The organism is Patescibacteria group bacterium (assembly GCA_028716045.1).
Classification (GTDB): Bacteria; Patescibacteriota; Patescibacteriia; order JAQUQO01; family JAQUQO01; genus JAQUQO01.
Genome location: JAQUQO010000001.1, coordinates 79,810 through 98,513, shown reverse-complemented (window position 1 = coordinate 98,513; position 18,704 = coordinate 79,810). Strand labels below are relative to the sequence as shown.

General features: G+C 43.6%; 12 protein-coding genes. All 12 read right to left on the bottom strand.

Annotation, left to right across the window (positions count from 1 at the left end; genetic code table 11):
* Window positions 1–9: 9 nt before the first annotated feature.
* The 12 genes from PHG22_00465 to PHG22_00410 all read right to left on the bottom strand — a co-directional run bounded on the left by PHG22_00465 (window position 10) and on the right by PHG22_00410 (window position 18,701).
* Complete coding sequence (locus tag PHG22_00465) at window positions 10–1,290, bottom strand: trypsin-like peptidase domain-containing protein (protein MDD5490253.1); 1,281 nt, start codon at window positions 1,288–1,290, stop codon at window positions 10–12.
* Window positions 1,291–1,299: 9 nt separating this feature from the next.
* Window positions 1,300–1,620 (bottom strand): MGMT family protein, encoded by a 321-nt coding sequence (locus tag PHG22_00460; GenBank protein ID MDD5490252.1) that lies wholly within the window; start codon window positions 1,618–1,620, stop codon window positions 1,300–1,302.
* A 1-nt stretch (window position 1,621) separates the two neighbouring features.
* Window positions 1,622–1,834, bottom strand: coding sequence for a hypothetical protein (locus PHG22_00455; GenBank protein MDD5490251.1), 213 nt, complete (start codon window positions 1,832–1,834; stop codon window positions 1,622–1,624).
* Window positions 1,810–2,319: a transcriptional regulator NrdR gene (gene nrdR, locus PHG22_00450; GenBank protein ID MDD5490250.1), complete on the bottom strand. Its 510-nt coding sequence runs from the start codon at window positions 2,317–2,319 to the stop codon at window positions 1,810–1,812. The genes PHG22_00455 and nrdR overlap by 25 nt, the downstream gene beginning before the upstream one ends.
* 128 nt (window positions 2,320–2,447) lie before the next feature.
* Entirely contained in the window at window positions 2,448–3,665 is a 1,218-nt protein-coding gene (gene ftsZ / locus PHG22_00445) for a cell division protein FtsZ (protein ID MDD5490249.1), read from the bottom strand.
* A 97-nt stretch (window positions 3,666–3,762) separates the two neighbouring features.
* On the bottom strand, window positions 3,763–5,010 hold the full coding sequence (gene ftsA, locus PHG22_00440; GenBank protein MDD5490248.1) for a cell division protein FtsA: 1,248 nt from the start codon (window positions 5,008–5,010) through the stop codon (window positions 3,763–3,765).
* A 71-nt stretch (window positions 5,011–5,081) separates the two neighbouring features.
* A complete protein-coding gene (locus tag PHG22_00435) occupies window positions 5,082–5,453 on the bottom strand; it encodes a diacylglycerol kinase family protein (GenBank protein ID MDD5490247.1) in 372 nt (123 codons plus the stop codon).
* A 19-nt stretch (window positions 5,454–5,472) separates the two neighbouring features.
* A complete protein-coding gene (ybeY, locus tag PHG22_00430; protein ID MDD5490246.1) occupies window positions 5,473–5,904 on the bottom strand; it encodes an rRNA maturation RNase YbeY in 432 nt (143 codons plus the stop codon).
* Window positions 5,901–6,887 (bottom strand): hypothetical protein, encoded by a 987-nt coding sequence (locus PHG22_00425; protein ID MDD5490245.1) that lies wholly within the window; start codon window positions 6,885–6,887, stop codon window positions 5,901–5,903. The genes ybeY and PHG22_00425 overlap by 4 nt, the downstream gene beginning before the upstream one ends.
* Before the next feature lie 36 nt (window positions 6,888–6,923).
* Window positions 6,924–7,628 (bottom strand): hypothetical protein, encoded by a 705-nt coding sequence (locus tag PHG22_00420; GenBank protein MDD5490244.1) that lies wholly within the window; start codon window positions 7,626–7,628, stop codon window positions 6,924–6,926.
* A gap of 38 nt (window positions 7,629–7,666) precedes the next feature.
* Entirely contained in the window at window positions 7,667–8,356 is a 690-nt protein-coding gene (locus tag PHG22_00415; GenBank protein MDD5490243.1) for a hypothetical protein, read from the bottom strand.
* A gap of 13 nt (window positions 8,357–8,369) precedes the next feature.
* Window positions 8,370–18,701 (bottom strand): Ig-like domain-containing protein, encoded by a 10,332-nt coding sequence (locus tag PHG22_00410; protein MDD5490242.1) that lies wholly within the window; start codon window positions 18,699–18,701, stop codon window positions 8,370–8,372.
* Window positions 18,702–18,704: the final 3 nt, after the last annotated feature.

Here is an 18,704-nt window from a genome sequence, read left to right as displayed (position 1 = left end):
CTCTGGTTTCTACTGATTCTCCTTATATTCTTCTAACTTCACTTTTACTATTTTCTCCTCGCCCTTATTATAAATCTTCATTTCTACTTCCTCGCCGGGCTGATATTTGACTATCTGGCGAGCTAAATTAGTTTCCGCATCTATTTTCTGACCGTTAATTTCCAAAATAATATCGTTCTCCACTAGGCCCGCCTTATCCGCCGGGCTTCCCGGGATAATAGCTAAATCGGTCGTATTCCTGCCGCGAATAATTAAAGCTCCGTAATCAACGCTAAGATTATTAGCTTTAGCAATTTGTTCGTTTAATAAAACATAGCGCACTCCTAAAAACGGCCTGATTATTTTCCCGTATGTTTTGACACTTTCAATCGCCGGCTTTACGCTGTTTATCGGGATAGCGAACCCCACGAGTTGCCCCGAACGGTTGATGGCAGTATTAACACCTATAACTTGCCCAGATAAATTGATGAGTGGCCCGCCGGAATTGCCCGGATTAATAGCTGCATCAGTCTGAATCGCGCCTTCTATCACCTCGCTTTGACCCAGCCCGTCACCGGCGGTCACCTTTCTGTCAATTCCGCTGATAACTCCTTTAGTGACGGTATTTCTATATTCTGCCAAAGTATTGCCAATAGCAATAACGGTCTGACCTATTTCCAAATCATCGGAATTGCCGAACTCCACTACCGGCAGATTCTTGGCATCTATTTTTAAAATAGCAATATCATTTAAAAAATCCTCACTTAAAACTTTGGCTTCATAACGTTCCCCACCGCTCGTAATAACCGTATAGCTCGCTTCATTATCAGAAACTACGTGCTTATTAGTTAAAATGAGACCATCGGCTGAAATAATAAATCCCGTCCCGCCGCCGACTTCTGTTTTCTCTACATCCGAATTACCGTCTCCCGAATCAGTGCCATTATTATTAGAGGGGAAACCAAACTCAAAAAAATCGTCAAAGGGGAAAATATTGGGACCGGTCAAATTATAAATTTTACTTAAATCTTTGGTGATTACTATACTGACAACCGACGGAGAAACTTTTTTTACCGCGTCAATGGTTGCCGACTCTTCTTCCACGGTTACAATTTTGTTCTTTTCTTTAATTGAATCATCGCCGTTATTCTTAAGTTCTAAACCAAAACCGCTAAGCCACTCCGGAGCGGTTTTTGCCAAACTCCCCAAGATAACTCCGGCTACACCTCCGGTAATTCCTCCAACAACTAAACTCACCAAAATGGCGACGACAATTATTTTTTTGAATGAATAAAATTGTTGTTCAGACATATGTTTCGATTATTTATTTTTGTTGAACTTAAAATAGTACAAATTCCGCTCCAATTCAACTATCTTTTTCTTCCCTACCCTCACCCCCTCCTCCAATAACAATTTTCTTTTCTTTTTTACTCCCCGATTATACTCCCCCAAGCTCCCATCTGACTTTATAACGCGATGGCAAGGTATCTCTTTATAATTTTTATTCTTTGCCAAAACATTAGCCACGGCGCGCCAGGCCCCAGAGTGACCGGCGGCGTGGGATAAAATTTTATAGGTTGTAACTCTGCCGCTAGGTATCCGGGCGGTGAGGGCTAAAACCGACTTTTTAAAATCGCGCATCTCAATTCATTCTATTTATCAAATTTAAATAATCACTAACAATCTCCCTAATATACGGCGGTAAATAGATGACCGCTAAAATCAGAGGTATTAAAAATAATATTATTTTTAAAACAGCCCAAGCCCCGGCCAGTTTAATACAAAATTCTATCTTCTTTAAGCGCCGTAAAATCTCCCCTTGATTATCTGCTATTTTTTTGATTTCTTCCTCCATAAATTTTTCTTCTTTACGGCCGCTGAACGGGACGACGGCCTTAAAAGGTTATTTAACTCTCTCTGAAAGGTCTCCACATCTTCGAAGGAACGATAAACTGAAGCAAAACGGATGTAAGCGACTTCGTCAAAATTTTTCAATTTTTTCATTATTATCTCGCCAATTTCCTTGCTGGTGATTTCGCGCTTCTTTTTCTTCTGGATATCGCGCTCAATATTATGAATAAGCTTTTTAAAGTCCTCGGCCATAACCGGCCTTTTTTCCAGAGCTTTCTTTAGCCCCCGCTCAATTTTTTCCCGGGAGTAAGCCTCTTTCTCGCCATTTCTTTTTGTTACTGTCAAATCTAAAATTTCCATCTCTTCTATGGTGGAAAATCTAAACCCGCATTTTAGACATTCTCGACGCCGTCGGATACCTAAATTATCAGAAGTTAAACGCGAATCATTTACTTTAGTATCAATGTTATTGCAAACAGGGCAATGCATAAAAATAAATTAAAAATTAAAAATAGCTCTTATTATTATAACACTCTTCTGGAAATTTTAAAACAGCTCGCCTAAACGAACTGTTTTTTATAAAAAAGTCATCGCCCCTGCCTTTCCGCCGATACTCTCTACATCATTTTTCTTCTGATAAAGGCTGGAATTTCTAAATCCTCGTCTTCTTCGCCGACGATATTTTTTTTGAACTCATTGCTTTTGACAGTAAAATCTCTTTTTAACGGTTTCTTGATAAATTCCTTTCGGGCGACTGGCTGCCTTTCTTCTTTTTTTTCTTCAACCGACGGCTTATTAACTTTAGATTGCACAAAAGTGGTCGGCTGATAATTATTTTGTTCCACCCGACTGATATTATTGCCGATTAAATGAGACAAGTCTCTGTTGTCAAAACCCGTAGCCACCACCGTAACTTTTACTTCGTCCTTCATCTCTTTATCAATCACCGCGCCAAAGATAATCTTAGCGCTTGGGTCGGCAGAGGAAGTAACAATTTTAGCGGCCTCATCTACTTCGTGCATGCCCAAATCGGGACTACCGGCAATAGTAAAAAGTATCCCCTTGGCGCCCTCAATAGAAGATTCCAAAAGCGGACTAGAAACGGCCGCCTTAGCCGCTTCTACTGCTCTCGCTTCTCCTTTAGCGCAGCCGATTCCCATTAAAGCCGAGCCAGTATCAGCCATAACGGCTTTTACATCGGCAAAATCAACATTAATAAGCCCGGGGACGGTGATGATTTCCGATATACCGCGCACGCCTTGTTCCAATACGTTATCTACTATTGAAAAAGCTTCCAACAAAGAGGTCCTTTTGTCTATAATCTGAAGCAGGCGATCATTAGGTATGGTAATTATCGTGTCTACTTTATCTCTTAAATTATCCAGGCCTTTTTCCGCCAATTCTCTTCTCTGGGCTCCTTCAAAAGAAAACGGCTTAGTCACCACCGCCACAGTTAAAGCGCCTATCTCCCGAGAAAGTTGGGCGACAATTGGAGCAGCTCCCGTACCTGTTCCTCCACCCAAACCGCAAGTGATAAAAACCATATCCGCCCCCTTCAGGACATCCCTGATCTCATTTTGATTTTCTTCGGCCGATTGTCTTCCTAAATCCGCATTCATGCCTGCGCCTAATCCTCGCGTCACCGTCTTACCGATCTGTAATTTGGTCGGGGCCTGGGAATAATGAAGAGCCTGGACATCGGTATTAATAGCAATAAATTCCACACCCTGGATATTTGATTTCACCATTCTATTGACAGCCGAACCGCCGCTTCCGCCCACGCCGACTACTTTAATTTTAGCAAAAGTTTCCACTTCTGGTTTAACTTCTTTCATATAAAAGGATAAATTTATAATATTTACTGGAATTTATTATATGATAACGAGTATCGGGAAAAACGTCAAGAATAATAGATCTCTTTAATTCCGCCAATTAGGGCAACAAATTTTTAAACCATTTTCTTATCTGGCCCGTCGCTTTATCAATACTTTTAAAACGCGAAACAAATTGAGTTAATTTACTTGATTTATTCTGCGATAAAATCTGCTCACCCCATAAAACTAAACCGACTGCGGTAGTGAAAGAAATATCATTCGTCTTATCAATCGCGGATATTATTTCTTTGGCATGCCCAATGGCCGCCGGCAAGCGCAACTGTTTTTTAGCCACCTCCACTATCCCCCGTAACTTAACACTCCCTCCGGTTAAAATAGCTCCGGCGGGCAGAAGACCACTGCGGTCTATTTTTTTAAGTTCATTATCAACTTTATCAAAAATTTCCTCCGCGCGGGCTTCAATTATTTCGGCCACGTAACGCAGAGAAACCACGCCCTCTTCCGACCCGAGTTCCGCTAAATTGATTTCTTCTTTTTTGTTAAACTCCCGCGAAAGAGCCGACCCGTATTCAATTTTTATTTTCTCCGCTGTGTCAATAGAGATTCTTAGCCCTATGGCAATATCGGCAGTTATATGATCTCCGCCGATAGGTAAGACGGCGGTGTGGATGACCTCTCCTTCTTCAAAAACAATAAGGCTGGTCGTGGAACTGCCGATATTTATGACCACGGTTCCAAGTTCTTTTTGTCTATTTGTCGCTACTGCTTCAGAAGCGGCTAAAATAGAAAAAACTAAATCCTCTATATCCAAACCGGTCCGATAAATACATTTAGTTAAATTATTAACTTGTGAGGAAAGACCCTGAATAATTTGTGTATCCACCTCTAATCTTATGCCGGTCATACCAATAGGGTCCTTCATCCCTCCTTGTCCATCAACGGTAAAGGTTTTGGGAATCACGTGAAGTATTTCGTAGTTTGGCGGACTGACTACGGTCTTGGCTGCCTCGATAGCGCGTTCAACATCCTCCTCTTTTATCTCTCCATCAACCTTGGAAACGGCCACCACTCCCTTACTGCTTTGGGATAAAATATTAGGACCCGAAACTCCCACCCAGGCCTGTTCCAGCGGTATGCCTACCATTCTCTCGGCCTTTTCCAAACAAGCCGAAATAGCATTGCTGGCATCATCAATGCTGGTGATTACTCCTTTATTTACACCGGCTGAAGGAACTTCGGCAATACCAACAATCCGCAATTTTGCTTCCGGAGAATCCTTTTGCCCAACCACTATCCTCACTGCCGAAGAGCCAACGTCCAAACCGGTAATAATTTCATTTATCATATCTTTATGATAACAATAATTAATTTAAAAAGCAAAGGGGAAAATACAATTTTTAATTTGTAAATTTTAAATCAAAAACTAACAACTGCCCTCAAATATGGCCAAAAAATGAAAAGGCCAATTATTATTGCCGCTAAAGAAGCTAATAAAACAGCCGCGGCCATAATATCTTTAATCCCCCTGACATATTCATGAATCCCGGGCTTGATTATATCCACCATCCTTTCAAAAATACTATTAATCAGCTCCAATACTAAAACTAAAGTAATAACTAAAAATAAAACAATAATCTGCCAAGTAGCAATTTGAAAATAAAATGCTAAAATTACCACTAAAATTGCCGCTAAAATCTGTAAACGAAAACTTTGTTCTTCCCTAAAAACTTGCCTTAAGCCCCGGCCGGCGTAACGAAAACTTTTGAAAAATCTTGATAAGCTCAACATAAAAATTCGGTCTAAATTTTTAATTCCTCTCGCACAGGCCTTCCCCTAAAATTTCACATTCTTTTTTATGCATCCTTACTTTATCTTTTTCTGTTTTGTGGTCAAAACCGACTAAGTGCAAGAGTCCGTGGGTAAAAAGAATCTGCATTTCTTTCTCTAAAGAATGTCTGTAAACTTTTGCTTGTTTTTTCGCTTGGGGATAGGAAATTATGATTTCCCCCTCTCTGCCGCTCTCCCCTCCATAAGAAAAACTTAGCACATCTGTTGGTAATTTTTTATTTCTATAAATACTGTTTAATTTCTTAATTATTCTGTTATCAACGATAGCTAAAGAAACCCTAACTCCTTTTCCTTTACGTTTGACATTTTTTAAAAATTTTGTAAAAACCGCGGTAAAAACATTCTTCCTTAAACGACGACCGGCCAGCTGATTTATTTCTAATCTCTTCATAAAGAAGCGCCTGGATTAAAAGTAAAACTATTTACCATCATTTGGAAAATTGTTTTAAAACTCATTTCCGATTTCGTCCCTATATTATAAGTGACAATAAAAATATTTTTCCCATCGCCATTTTTAGGCACTAAATAAACAGTAAGCGTGTCTAAACTTGATACTCCGGAAAAATTTTTTGTTTCAACGGGCTGAATCTGCTCTTTGGCTATCCCCGGAGATTGATTCAGATACCAATCAAGCGGTGAAAGCCCCAAAGAATTTTCCTCAACTATAACCTGGATAAATTCTCCGGTATCGGAATTAAAAATAACTTCTTTACCAGTATTATCAATCACTCTACTCACCCAGGTTAAGGGGTAAAAAATACTATAACCAAACTGCGAATTATTATAAATTTTAACCAAATTAGAATCTTTAAGCATCCCTTCTTTAGCTAAGGGATTATATAAATTAGCTACCTCATTACCATCTAAATAACCATCTTCGTCGGTATCTGGTAAATTAACACCGGTCCCAAAAATTGTTTCCTCTGCATCGGTAAAGTTATCGCGGTCGGTATCTAGGCCAACCGCCGGCATATTGGGCAAAGTCACGACTGGGGGTGACGATTCTTCCTCTTTTGAAATTTCCGGTTCCTCTGTTATTTCTTCTGCTAACGGAGCGGGTTCTTCTTTTTTTTCTTCAACAACCTTAACTTCCTCCGGCGGTGGCGCTATCTCTTCCTTTGGCAACACATTTTCAACTACCGGCAACGGGGCTTCACTCGCTGGCATCTTTAAAACAAAAATGGCGGCGGCAACCACACAAACAATAAAAATTCCGCCCCCAATTAAAACTATTTTTAACCCTTTGCCCGCCTTTTCCCTTTGGTTTAAATAAAATCTTTCGGGCATAACATAAATCTCCCCCACTCTCGGAGGTGACTCAACTGTCTGGGTATTTTCTATTTGTCTATTCTCCGTATTATTAAAATTAACCATAAAACTTGCCTCACTGCCTAAAGTTTAAACATTTTATTACAGATTGATTTCTAATAATTTTCCCTCACCCCTAGGATTATATCCGGACTTAATTTCCTGTCCGTCTAAATAACCATCGCCGTCGGTGTCAGGGTTAAGCGGGTCCGTCTTGTATATTCTCGCCTCTTCACGGTCAAATAAATCATCACCATCAGTATCAACCTTGCTGGGGTCTGTGCCTAATTGTATTTCTTCCTCATCGGTTAAACCATCGCCGTCAGTATCTAAATTCTCGGGAACTTCCGCGGGAGGCAATGTCGTTTCTTCGTTGCCAGTTTCCGGAGTCGTTACTGCCGGAGTTTCTTCCTCCGCCATATTCAATTCTTCAATATTCTCAACTGGGGTAAAAGTTTCTTCACTCGGCTGTTCCTCAAGCTGAATCTCCGCCTCCGAACCGCCGCTTAATTGCGAATACCAATACCACCCGCCAAAACCCATGCCAACTAAAATTATTATAATAATAACCAACCAAAAAATCTTGGCTGAACTTTTTTTCTCTGGCAATTGGGGTCCCGGGAGAGGCGGAGTCGGAATACCCCCCATTTTTAAGGATGACGAAGTGACCGGACGCGGAGGAGGGACAAAAGAAGCCGCCGACGGAGTTTTCTCCACTCCGGCCAAAATATCTTCTGGTTCCTTGCCGCCAGTCGGCAGATTAGAGGGAGGAACCGGTCTGGACGCGTTTTTATTGTCTTCAAACATAAGAATTAAAATTAAATAATAAATTGTATGTTATATTTTTATTCTAATTTCCCCTCCCCCGAGGGATTAAATCCATTACTAATTTCCATATCATCGCGAAATCCGTCACCATCGGTATCGGCTTTCAGAGGGTCTGTTTTATACTTAAATATCTCGTCATAATCCGATAAAATATCGCCGTCGGTGTCAGGATTATTAGGCAACGTATTATATTTAGCAATTTCTTCTCCGTCTAAGATACCGTCGCCATCACTATCCTGATCCCATGGGTCCGTAAAATATTTAAATATTTCTTCTCCATCGCTTGCCCCGTCACCATCCGTATCTTTATTCTCCGGATTTAATACTAAAAATAATTCTGAATCTAGTTTTTCAATATCCTTCTCCGTGATATTTTGGGGATCTAGCCCGGCTTTTTGTATGTCCTCCATAGAACCAGTAAAAACTCTGTAATTTTTTTCATCTTCATCGGTAATGCCGTCTCCGTCCGAATCTCTAGCCCCCGATTGGCCATTGTTGTACATAATAGCCAATCGCTCGGCCGCTTCTTTATCAATACCTACTAATTCTTTCAATGCGATATCTTCATTCGATAATATGTTCTGAATTTCTGCCTCGTCCAAAACATCAGCATTTTCTCTATCTCTCTTATAAAACATTAGCAAAACAAGGCAAACTATTATTACCGCCAGCCCAATCATCAAAATTTTTCGCTTTGATAATGACATTACATTTTATTATTTATGGACAACTACCACACTCATAAACTTTTTTACCGGCAGTATTACAAACCCAATGTTTTTGACATCCTAAAATCTCGCATATTCTTCCATTACAAGCCCCGTCCGTTGACGTCGTATTATGGCAAGAGGTGCCTTTCGGATTGCACTCAACGCATTCGCCGCCATAACAAACGTTATCGCATTGCCGCGGTTCCGTAAAACAACCATAAACACACTCGCGAAGATAAGTACATGTTCCTTCCACACAAAGTTCTAGGCCCGGTCGAGGAACACAAACATTTGAAGTACAATCTCCGTATTTACACTCACATCCCGCCGGCTCGGCCTCATTCTTCTCACAAATCTCTACATCACTGCAATTTTCATAAAGACCATCTTTTTGACCGCAACCATCCACCCACCAAGCGTCACCATCAAAACATTTAGTATATTTAACGGCGTTTTTGGAAGTATGCTCCACCGATGTGCAACCCTTACATTTACCAGTCGCTGAATCGCATCCACCCTTATTACTACAATCAATCCGCTCTTCTGTACATTGATTATTCTTACAAGACGATGTTTTGTGTACTGACGTATTACCGCTACAACTCCAGCTCTCCCGACACTCTCCGCAATCCCCGCCACAACCGTCATCACCGCACTGCTTGCCTGAACAGCTGGAGGAGCACCCACATTTTTTATTAACACATTTTGCATTTGCCCCCATTACCTTACAATCACTGTCAACCTGGCACTGTGGCGCGTCGGCACATTGATTATTTAAACAAATTTTTCCGCCGATACAATTAGCATTCTCCCGACATTCCACACATTCATAATTAACACAAAACTTATCTTTATCATTATCACTGCAATGGTTGTCTTTCTCACATTCCACGCAAGATTGAGTGGCAGAAGAGCAATACTCATCGTTATCGCAACATTTATTATAGCAAGAATCCATTTTATCTTCCGGTGGCACATTGTCTGTCTGACCACTGCCTGTTTCCTGACAAAGTATTTGATTATTTTCGCATTTTTCCACCCCTAAATCATAGACAGAACCATTGCAACAACCAAACCCCGTCAGCAAACACGAATTGCCACAAGTATCTGTATAACGACAGCTAAATTTACCCAAGATACTCCCCGACTGTTGATTACAGGAACCACCCGAACATTGTTCATTCGGTTGGTCGCTGTTTGGTCTAGCTGACGGGCAAAAATCCGACCAACTATTATCCGCATGCCCGCAATCGCCACCGCAAGCGGAACTGCTACAAATATTCTTCTTATAATTTTCAGCGTCAAAAACGCATAAAACAAAATTTCCAGTTATTGGATTGTTGGCTAGGCCTTTAAATTTTTCAAATTCCAATTGCTTTATTCCTCGGTTTAACAGCAAGTCCATATTTAATGTCGGGCATTTGCCGTCCGTGACTTGATTATTTGAAGCCCGATAATAGCAAAGACCTCCATGTTGGGTTAAACCGCCCGGGCAGGACTTCCCATAAAGACCGGCAGTTATTATAGTTTCCGGCAAGCAAAGTTTAAGCGCGGACGAGCATTTCCAACTCAAATCATAGGCCTGCAAACATTGAGAATTGTTAGTGCAATAATCAAAGGGTTTAATAAAACCGCTGACCGCTTGACATTCCGGTTTAACCCGACCATTATTATCAAAACATTTCTGGCATTTGCCATTCACACAACCCATTCCGGCATCGCAAACCTGCTCGTCTCCGCCGCCAACTGTGCAGCTTTCTCCTTCACCGACGTATTCGCACTCTTTGCCCTTATCCCAATCGCAGGAATTATTGCAAGTCAGCTTTCTTACCCTGATTCCGTCCTCGCAATATTCCAGATTATTATTGCCGTCGCACTCTTCGTGGCCGACATCTATTATTCCGTCACCGCAATATGGGCCCTGGACGCGCACGCTCCGGCAATTGGCATCGCAATAAGTGCATTGTTGCGGAGCTTCATTTATTCCTTCACTATAAGGCAATTTTTCTCGACAACTCACCCCATTGACTCCCGCCCCCAAATCACATTCTTCTTTCTGCCCCAGCCCATTGGGATTTTGAATTTTACTGTCCCCGCAAACAGTTAATTTACAATCATTATTACAAGCGTCTTCATTACCATCGGGAATGCCGTTTTGATCCTTATCTCCCGTATTTTTACCGTCATCGCATTCTTCAGTACCTTCTTTTATTTTATTGCCGCACTGCTGTCCGAGAGAAGAACAATCGGCAACTAAGTTCCATTTCTGGCAATCAGAACTACATTGATATTTTTTAAATTGCTGATAACCATCAACTATTGGACAATTTTCCTGTGGAGTCACTATCTCCCCTAATTCACAAACTTCCCCATATTCTTCCTCCACCACTTTGTCGCCGCAATACGGGCCATAGGCCAAACAATCCCAACGACAAGAATTTTCTCTCTTAGTACCGCCATATTCTGTCTTGCCTCCCTTATCACAAACTTCAAATGGTTTATCAATATTATAATCACCGCATTTAACGGCATCAGACTGCCGGCAACTTTTCGGGCAACGACCATACTGCCCATTGCGTTCCACACCATCATCACAGGTTTCGGGACCACTGACAATTCCGTCGCCGCACCTGCCAACATACTGGCAAATGGACGCTGCTAAATTTGTTTCCTCGGACGATGTTTTTATTTCCACTTCCTTGCCGGAAGAATCCTTATATATTTTAGCCGAGCAATCCGACTTACAAGTATAATAAGCGCGGCAAGGGTAATTATTATTATCTTTGATTTCAAAATAACCCGCACCATCGCAAACCTCATTTAAATCAATATAACCGTCACCGCAAACGCCCTTTATCGGACTGGCGGGTGTGGAATTGCAGGACGGTCCTCCGGCCGCGTCAGAAGAAACGGTGATATAGATATTTCTTAACAACTGATAATTCTGTTTTGCGCTGTCTAACCTCCACAAATACTCCGCTGTTTCCTCGTTAGCATTAAATTCAAATTCTCCCGCCAAATTATATTGCCCATCAGCGCGATGGTTATACCAATAGATATGAGAATTTTGGGGACAATAGAAAGCTCCTTTGCTTGACCAGCAAGTGGCGGCATTAAACGGCTCATCAAGAAAAGTTCCTTCCGAACAGTCAGCGGAAAATTCATTCTTAGGGTCTTCGGGCAAAGCCATGCCTAAATTATTGCCCAAAACCGTGTTCCAAGACGGCCAAGCGCTGATTGTTAAACCAGGGAGGAAAGAACCGGCCTCAATTTTTGGATATTGGCCGCTATGATTCTCGGCGTAATTATTCAAGGTGGCGGCAATATCAGTCAAATCCTCCCAGCGCCGCGTATCGCGAAGTAGTTGAGCTTTGGCGGCATTGGCAATGGCATTATTGGAATAAAAGGAGCGGCTGGAGCTTCCGGGACCATGCGGATAAAAACTTTCATTAAATTTTAGATATTTAACCAACTGATTGAAGATATTTTGGATGTTTTGTCCGCCGGTTTCAGTAAAGGAGACCGCCAGCACGTTGGTATAGATAGCGTCAATAAAACAAGAGTCCGCGTTAAAACATTTGGTACTGTTGTTGGCAAAATTAATATAAACAGTGTTGCCGTCGCGAAGAGCTGAATACCCGTCAATGGTCCCCATCGTCTGCGGATTGCCGCTTAATCCTTCTTGCTCTTTATACCAATTTAAAAGCGATAAATGTTTAAGATTGGGTAAAATTCTAAAGCCAACCGCGGCGGGAGTGGAGGGGTCTTTGAACAAATATTCTCTGATACCAGTCCCTTCTTCGGCCACTGTAATTATATTTAAATCCGGTAAGTCATCTTCGGTTTTATCCGGATTACCAGCATCGCGGCAATACCAAGTGGAAAAATTACCAGAAATGGGTGATATTTTTAAAAGGTCTGATTCGAAAAGATACGTTGAGGCCTCCAGCCATTTATATTCATCGTTCTGCGCTGATGACCACAAATTCTCGCAAATACGATTCTTGATATCAATAACTCCTTCCACTTTCTCTCCTTTAGTCGCGGGTTTATTTAATTCATCGTTCAGTATCTCGGCGGTCACCGTGAGTGTCGTATCTCCGCTGTTATTTTCCGGCGTTATCGTTTGGATATCACTTAAAACACAAATGCCGTCCGCGACAGAACATTGAGTGCCGACTTCTTTATCAGAACAATCCTTTTTGGTGATGCTGCAATATTTGTCTTGGCTGGAAACTTTAACTAAACCGGTCTCACCTGGCTGCCAACTCCATGACCAATGATATTCGGGAAAGGGCCGCAAGGGTTGACCGTTCTCCGTTTGTGCCTCCACTTCAAAAATTTCTTCGTCAGCAGCTCTTCTAAAAATATAAGGGTCAATTACTTTACCTCCCTCTGCCGGCCGTTTAAAAACAACCTGCTCCACCTGGCAAATCTCCATACCGGTGACAAAATGCGCGAAGAAATAACGGTCAAAATTGCCGGAACTTTCTTCCATTCTGCCGGTGCTTTCATCTATTTTAAAATGTGTGTTGCCGCCCGCGGCGTCTACTTCTTTAACCCCCACCCCTCCAGTCAAACTGCGCACGCCTTCGGTAATGGCGGCAGTGGTCTCATTGTCTATTTTTACAAACAGACGATAAGTATTATTAACATCTAAAATATCGTTAGGAACAAACTCCGCTTTATTTATTTTATTGCCCCCGTTATCCAAAGTGACGGTTCGCACCGCTCCCGCCACCGGACACCAGTATTCCGGAACGGCCGCCAGACCTATTTTGGCAAACATGTTTTTCGCCCACTTGCCAAGTTTCTCATGCCAAGACAAAGCTTCTTGATTGCAGGGAGTATTTAATTGTAAATGATATAATTTAATATTTTCAGCCAGGCTCGCCAAGTCCATTTGTTGGTCAAACTCTACTTCTAAAACTCCATTGGGACAGGCATTTGGCTCTTCGGGGTCGTTATCGTGAGCTGGTTTTACCGCGACTATGGTCGGCCGCGGATAACAGCAGCGATTCACCTGATTGCAGGCCAAATTCTCGGAATATCCTTCACAATAATCATCATCGCTACAAACGCAAACCACTTCTACTTCGGCGCATCCTTCACCATCGCAAGAAATTTTCTTCCCCGCCGCATTATTCACGCTGGCCTTAATAATCGCCGACGTAGGAGTAGAATCAATGGCCGTCACCGCCTGATACGGGTCTTTCTTGCCGTCGCCACTGCCGGAATCGCATTCTTCACCCGTCTTGATTTCTCCATCGCCGCAGACCGAAGCATTGGTATAAGTTAAAGATGCCCCCTCTTTAACGCACTTTGCGCTACAACCGTCGCCAGCTCTTAAATTGCCATCATCGCAATCCTCGCTGATATCTACCGCGCCATCTCCGCAGATGGCCTTATGACATTCGTTATCTACCCAACGACAAGCCTCAAGGCCAAGGCACTTAATTTCGGTTTTACTTTCACAAACATTATTATAAACGCAAAGGTCATCGCTGGGGTCATCTTCACTCATCTCGTCCCACTGACAATATCCTTGCCGGCCGCAAACAATTTTATCAAAAAAATAAGCGCAAGGAGTAACCCTTGACCCTTCGTTTAAACAGCTATTACTGCAACCGGCGGCGGGATTATTTCCAGCGCCCTCGTCGCAATCTTCCCACTTGCTTTCGACTATCGCATTTTGGCAAACCGCCGCCCCTGCCGCTGACCCTTCATTAAGACAAGCCGCGCTGCAACCGTCGCCCGGCTGGCGATTGCCATCGTCACAATCTTCTCCTCCGCCGATTTGCCCATTGCCGCAGGTACCCAATTCAAAAGCCGCTCCTTCATTTAGACACTGCCCACTGCAACTATCACTGGAACGAGGCTGACATTTTTTATCCAATATGGATTCTAATTTTTTGCCGTCTTTATCAAAAGTGGCCCAATTATTATCTTTGCATAACTCAAAATTGGCGGGCGTGCCGCAGAACCCCCTCATTACCAACTCGCATTCAGTGTCGCTACTGCAATAAGCCCCATTGGCGCAATGTTTGCCATCGTCGCACTCCTCGCCGAAAGATTTAAAATCAGCGGGTAACCTCCCGGCTCTTAGGTCAGTCAGATAATTTTTATATTCGTATTTTTTATCGGGAGCGCCGATATAGCCGTCGCCGCAAACCGCCGGACTGACTGAACCGGCGCTAAGACATTTTGCCGAACACCCCCCTCCGCCATCGCAATCTTCGCCTTTTTCCCAAACCCCATTGCCGCAAATCGCTCCGCCGGTTTTAGAACCAACGCGCAGGCATTTTGAAGAACACGCCCCGCCAATTATGGGATTAGCATCAATTAATTCACCGTCCCATGGCGCCACTCTGCCGAGAGCGCTGCCCGTGAGAGTCACTAAATTCGGCACGCTACTTTCCCATTGCCAATTATAATTATCCAAGCTGGCGCCGGTGTCGGGGTTATTTGTTCTGACCGCTAAACTTTGCCCATTGCCGCAAGCGTCTTCCGGACCCGACACGGAACTCGTCAATTCTTTTCTCTGCCCGATGTAATATAAAGTGGTTTTTCTCGGAAACACTTCAACTTGTTCCACGTCGCAAATTTTATCGTTATCGCGCGTTTGAAACTTCCAAGAATAATCAGCGCCATCATTTCCGCCGATTAAACTGCGCTCGCCGCCCTTTGATTTGACGCCGTTATCCCCGCCCTTAACTTGCACGCGATACCAGGTATCTTTCTCTAAAAACTCATTTTCACCGAGAATGGTCAGCGTAATTTTTTCATTTACTTCCTCCCCGCCCGTCTTGGCGATTTTTTCCGACGTATAAGCCACCGGAATTTCGCTTAAATATTTACAGCTCTCTTCAGCGCATTTATAAAGCAGAATATTGTCTTCATAATTTTCCAATTGGACATTGAAAGTGGCGGAAATCTCCGCGTTGGAGCAAATTCCGTTTTGGCACGCGGGCGAATGATTAATGACCGCCGGAAAAGCGTAATTGATGTGCAACTCCCCGTCGCCGAGTTTGTCTTCAGTATCGGCCATAACTTGCGTAGGTCTGTCCGGCAGGGTTTCATTTTTAGCCGTGACTATCTGCTCCGGCAGACCCTTACCATCCAACTCTGCGTTAGTGACATCGGCCTTAGACGGGTCGGCAATTATCCACCACCAGTCGTAAGCGAACGGATTTATTCCCCAGCAAGAATTATCCTTAGCACGAACCACAACCTCATAATCGCTCTGCGCGTCGGCGCTTCTTAGGGTGTTAGGTGACGGGAGAACATTGATATCCCCGATATCGCAAAGCTTGTCGCCGGTTTTAAATCCCCAACAATAAGCATTGCCCTGACCGCATTCTTCCACATTGGCAATCATATTGGCGCCGGTCTTTCCCTCCGTGTCCGCTCCGCGTAAAGCCGTGGTTAGAACCACCCTGTAAGAAGTATTAGATTTTAAATTAACGCCCGAACCTTTGCCGCCAGGGTAAATCTCAAATCTGTCTTTTCCTGATTCGGAATCCTTAGAACTGGAAATCGCTATGGAATAATCCTCCACCGGAATACAAATCATCTTCCCCTCCGCTCCGGTGGCGCATTCCTCAAAAAGAATATTTTCTTTAATTAAAGTTTCGTATTGCATCGGCACGCTGAAACGAGCCGAGGGAATCACATTAAGACAAACGTCGGTATTGCCAAATTTGGAAAAGGGCACAGGACTGGGCGCGGAATTAGCCGCGCACTCTTCCACCACTTGAGGAATTTTCGGCAATTCTCCGGTATTAAAATACCAGCGATATTTGGCTTTACTGATTTCATCAAAACAAGTTCCGCGGCAAATACCGTCGCCGCAACAAGTTTCCCCCTCCAAGCAAGAATCTTTTTCGCACGCGCCTACTCGAAAAGGAATACGATTGCTTACGAGGTTAGCCCCGTCTTTTTTTTCATTGCTTGTCACAAACACCGGACCGGTCTGGGTATCCGGGGGGACGGTGGTAAATATCTTGTCATCACTCCAGGAAACCGCTTCGGCTTTTTTATTTTGCCAGAAATCAATTCGGCTCTCACTGCCTAATGAAGCAAATCCCCCGCCGCTGATATTAACCTTGGTATTCACTAGCCCATTATCAGGATTCAAATTACAAATGCCGGGCGTTAAAGGATCGCCAGTCACTTCAAAGGGAACGGGATTGCTGTCGCGATTTTTGGCGGTGGTTAAAACTAGGTCGTAAGTTCCATCACCAATCTCCGGAACGCGGACAATCACGTAATTATCGCGCCACCAGCTGCTCTGGCAAGCTGCCGGAAAATCAGTACTGGCTAAAATAGCATTGCCTTTGGCCCGGTTGATAAAATTGACTGTTCCTTGGCCACTGCCAAAACGCGAACCGACAATGGTAACATATTGGCCCTTTCTCCCTTTTTCCGGATTTAGATAATCAACATGCGGCCCGACACTTTTGCCCTCAATTAAAGAAAAATTGACGCCGTTGCTAAATTCTTCTCCGGCTTTTATTAAAACTAAGTAATCCCCTAAATTAAAATTGGGAATGACCGAGGAAATCTTACCGTCTTGCCAGCTGTTTATTTTTTTCAAAATTTCCGAGCCGAAATATAAAGCGCCTGCTTGGTCGCCGAATCCTTTGCCGCTGATATTCAAATCGCCGCCCTCCACTCCTTCGCGCGGAGAAACTTCGCAGATGCCAGGACGTTTACTGTCATTTAACTGGAAATCATTGATAATCGGCCCATAGGCGTCATCCGTGCTGTCCTCGGCTTTATTGCCAGTAATTAATTTAATTGATCCATCGACCACGCCGGCCGGAATTTCCACTACTACCTGCTTATCTTGCCAAGCAGAACTGCAAGACGCGAGCGCGGCTATTTTATCGTCCGAAGAAAGGTCGCTGCCTAAAAAAATCACTTGCCCCAAGGAACGCCCGAAACCTTCTCCTTTAATAGTTAAATAATTGCCCGGCGAACCATTGGGGTTCAGGCCGGCAAAATCATTTTTATCTCCGGAGTAGATATTAGATATTTTCAGGTGAATCTGACATTTACAGGTTGTTGATTCACAATATCCCGAAGCGCAAAAAGTATTGTCTGGCGCGGCACAGGTCCCGGCGTCTTTGTCCGCGCGGTCGCAATCACCACCGGCGCAGGCGCCGCAATAATCTTTGGCCTCGCGCTCTCCGCCGCAATCCACGCCCTCTTCTTTTTCATCTTTAATCCCGTTAAAACAGTGTTTGGCCCGGGCGAGAGCGTAAATTTTATCCGTATTTGTTTTGTGGTCGTTAATATCAAAAACCTGAGCATAAATTTCATGTCTGGACAGAAGCTCCACGCCCGCCGTTTCCCAATATCCTTCGGCAAGATAAGTTGACGCCGTCGGCCCCTCCGGCCCGTCGCTATCAATCAAACGGCCGTCAACATAAAATTCCACGAGGCCGATACCGCTGTCATCTTTGGTTGCCGCCTGAAGCAGAACTGAATCGTCCACACTAAAGCTTCCTCCGTCATCGGGGTTGGTGATTACCCCCGTGGGCGGAGTGACATCAACTAAATCGCCAGTGGTAAAAAATCCATTGCACTTAGGATAAGCGCCGCCGCATTTTAAATCTTTATCATCAGCACTTTTGACCCCTTCTTTAATCTCAACCCGATATTCAGTATTGGAATCAAAACATTTTAAATTTTGATTAGGCTCGGGGCAAGCCGCTGACGGCGAAAATTCCACCGACCGGGAGCCAATATCAAAATTGCCGGCTGCTTCAGAATCATCATTCGCCCTCCTTACTTCTATTTTCCCCGTCACACTCTCCGGTTTTATTTCTTTGTTAAAGATTACTCTGACCTTAACATTGCGAATGGGCACCGGCCCCTGCGGAGTAATACTTTTCACTACTAAATTGTTGGGATAAAAAACCCCGCCGCCGGGGACTTCGCCACCGACAACGCCGCCTCCTCCCCCGCCAGTCGCCTGCATCAATCTGGAAATTACGAAACTGGCAATACCAAAAGAAAATAGCACAATAACTAAACCAATAGCTCCGTTAAGAAGCAACTTCTTAGCCCCGGCCAGCTTTTCCTCATTGCCGGCGGCGGTCATCCATTTGAAACCTCCAATTAAAACAATCACTACCGCCAGAGTGCCTAAAAATCCCAAAATTATGCGGATGATATTGGCAATAGTCACCCTGATATCAGCCGTCCCCAGCCCCGACTGTTCCAAATAACCCAAACCAGCGTCCACTTGGGCCAAAACGGGTTTCCCTAAAAAGAAAATTGCCAGCAATAAACTTGCGGCCAATAAAATTTTAATTGTTAGCTTTCGCGATTTCATTGA

What these genes read in the sequence shown, in the direction of transcription:
- PHG22_00435 (MDD5490247.1), bottom strand. Translation starts at nt 5,453, where the DNA reads ATGTTGAGCTTATCAAGATTTTTCAAAAGTTTTCGTTACGCCGGCCGG.
- PHG22_00460 (MDD5490252.1), bottom strand. Translation starts at nt 1,620, where the DNA reads ATGCGCGATTTTAAAAAGTCGGTTTTAGCCCTCACCGCCCGGATACCT.
- nrdR (MDD5490250.1), bottom strand. Translation starts at nt 2,319, where the DNA reads ATGCATTGCCCTGTTTGCAATAACATTGATACTAAAGTAAATGATTCG.
- ftsA (MDD5490248.1), bottom strand. Translation starts at nt 5,010, where the DNA reads ATGATAAATGAAATTATTACCGGTTTGGACGTTGGCTCTTCGGCAGTG.
- PHG22_00425 (MDD5490245.1), bottom strand. Translation starts at nt 6,887, where the DNA reads ATGGTTAATTTTAATAATACGGAGAATAGACAAATAGAAAATACCCAG.
- PHG22_00455 (MDD5490251.1), bottom strand. Translation starts at nt 1,834, where the DNA reads ATGGAGGAAGAAATCAAAAAAATAGCAGATAATCAAGGGGAGATTTTA.
- PHG22_00420 (MDD5490244.1), bottom strand. Translation starts at nt 7,628, where the DNA reads ATGTTTGAAGACAATAAAAACGCGTCCAGACCGGTTCCTCCCTCTAAT.
- ftsZ (MDD5490249.1), bottom strand. Translation starts at nt 3,665, where the DNA reads ATGAAAGAAGTTAAACCAGAAGTGGAAACTTTTGCTAAAATTAAAGTA.
- PHG22_00415 (MDD5490243.1), bottom strand. Translation starts at nt 8,356, where the DNA reads ATGTCATTATCAAAGCGAAAAATTTTGATGATTGGGCTGGCGGTAATA.
- ybeY (MDD5490246.1), bottom strand. Translation starts at nt 5,904, where the DNA reads ATGAAGAGATTAGAAATAAATCAGCTGGCCGGTCGTCGTTTAAGGAAG.
- PHG22_00410 (MDD5490242.1), bottom strand. Translation starts at nt 18,701, where the DNA reads ATGAAATCGCGAAAGCTAACAATTAAAATTTTATTGGCCGCAAGTTTA.
- PHG22_00465 (MDD5490253.1), bottom strand. Translation starts at nt 1,290, where the DNA reads ATGTCTGAACAACAATTTTATTCATTCAAAAAAATAATTGTCGTCGCC.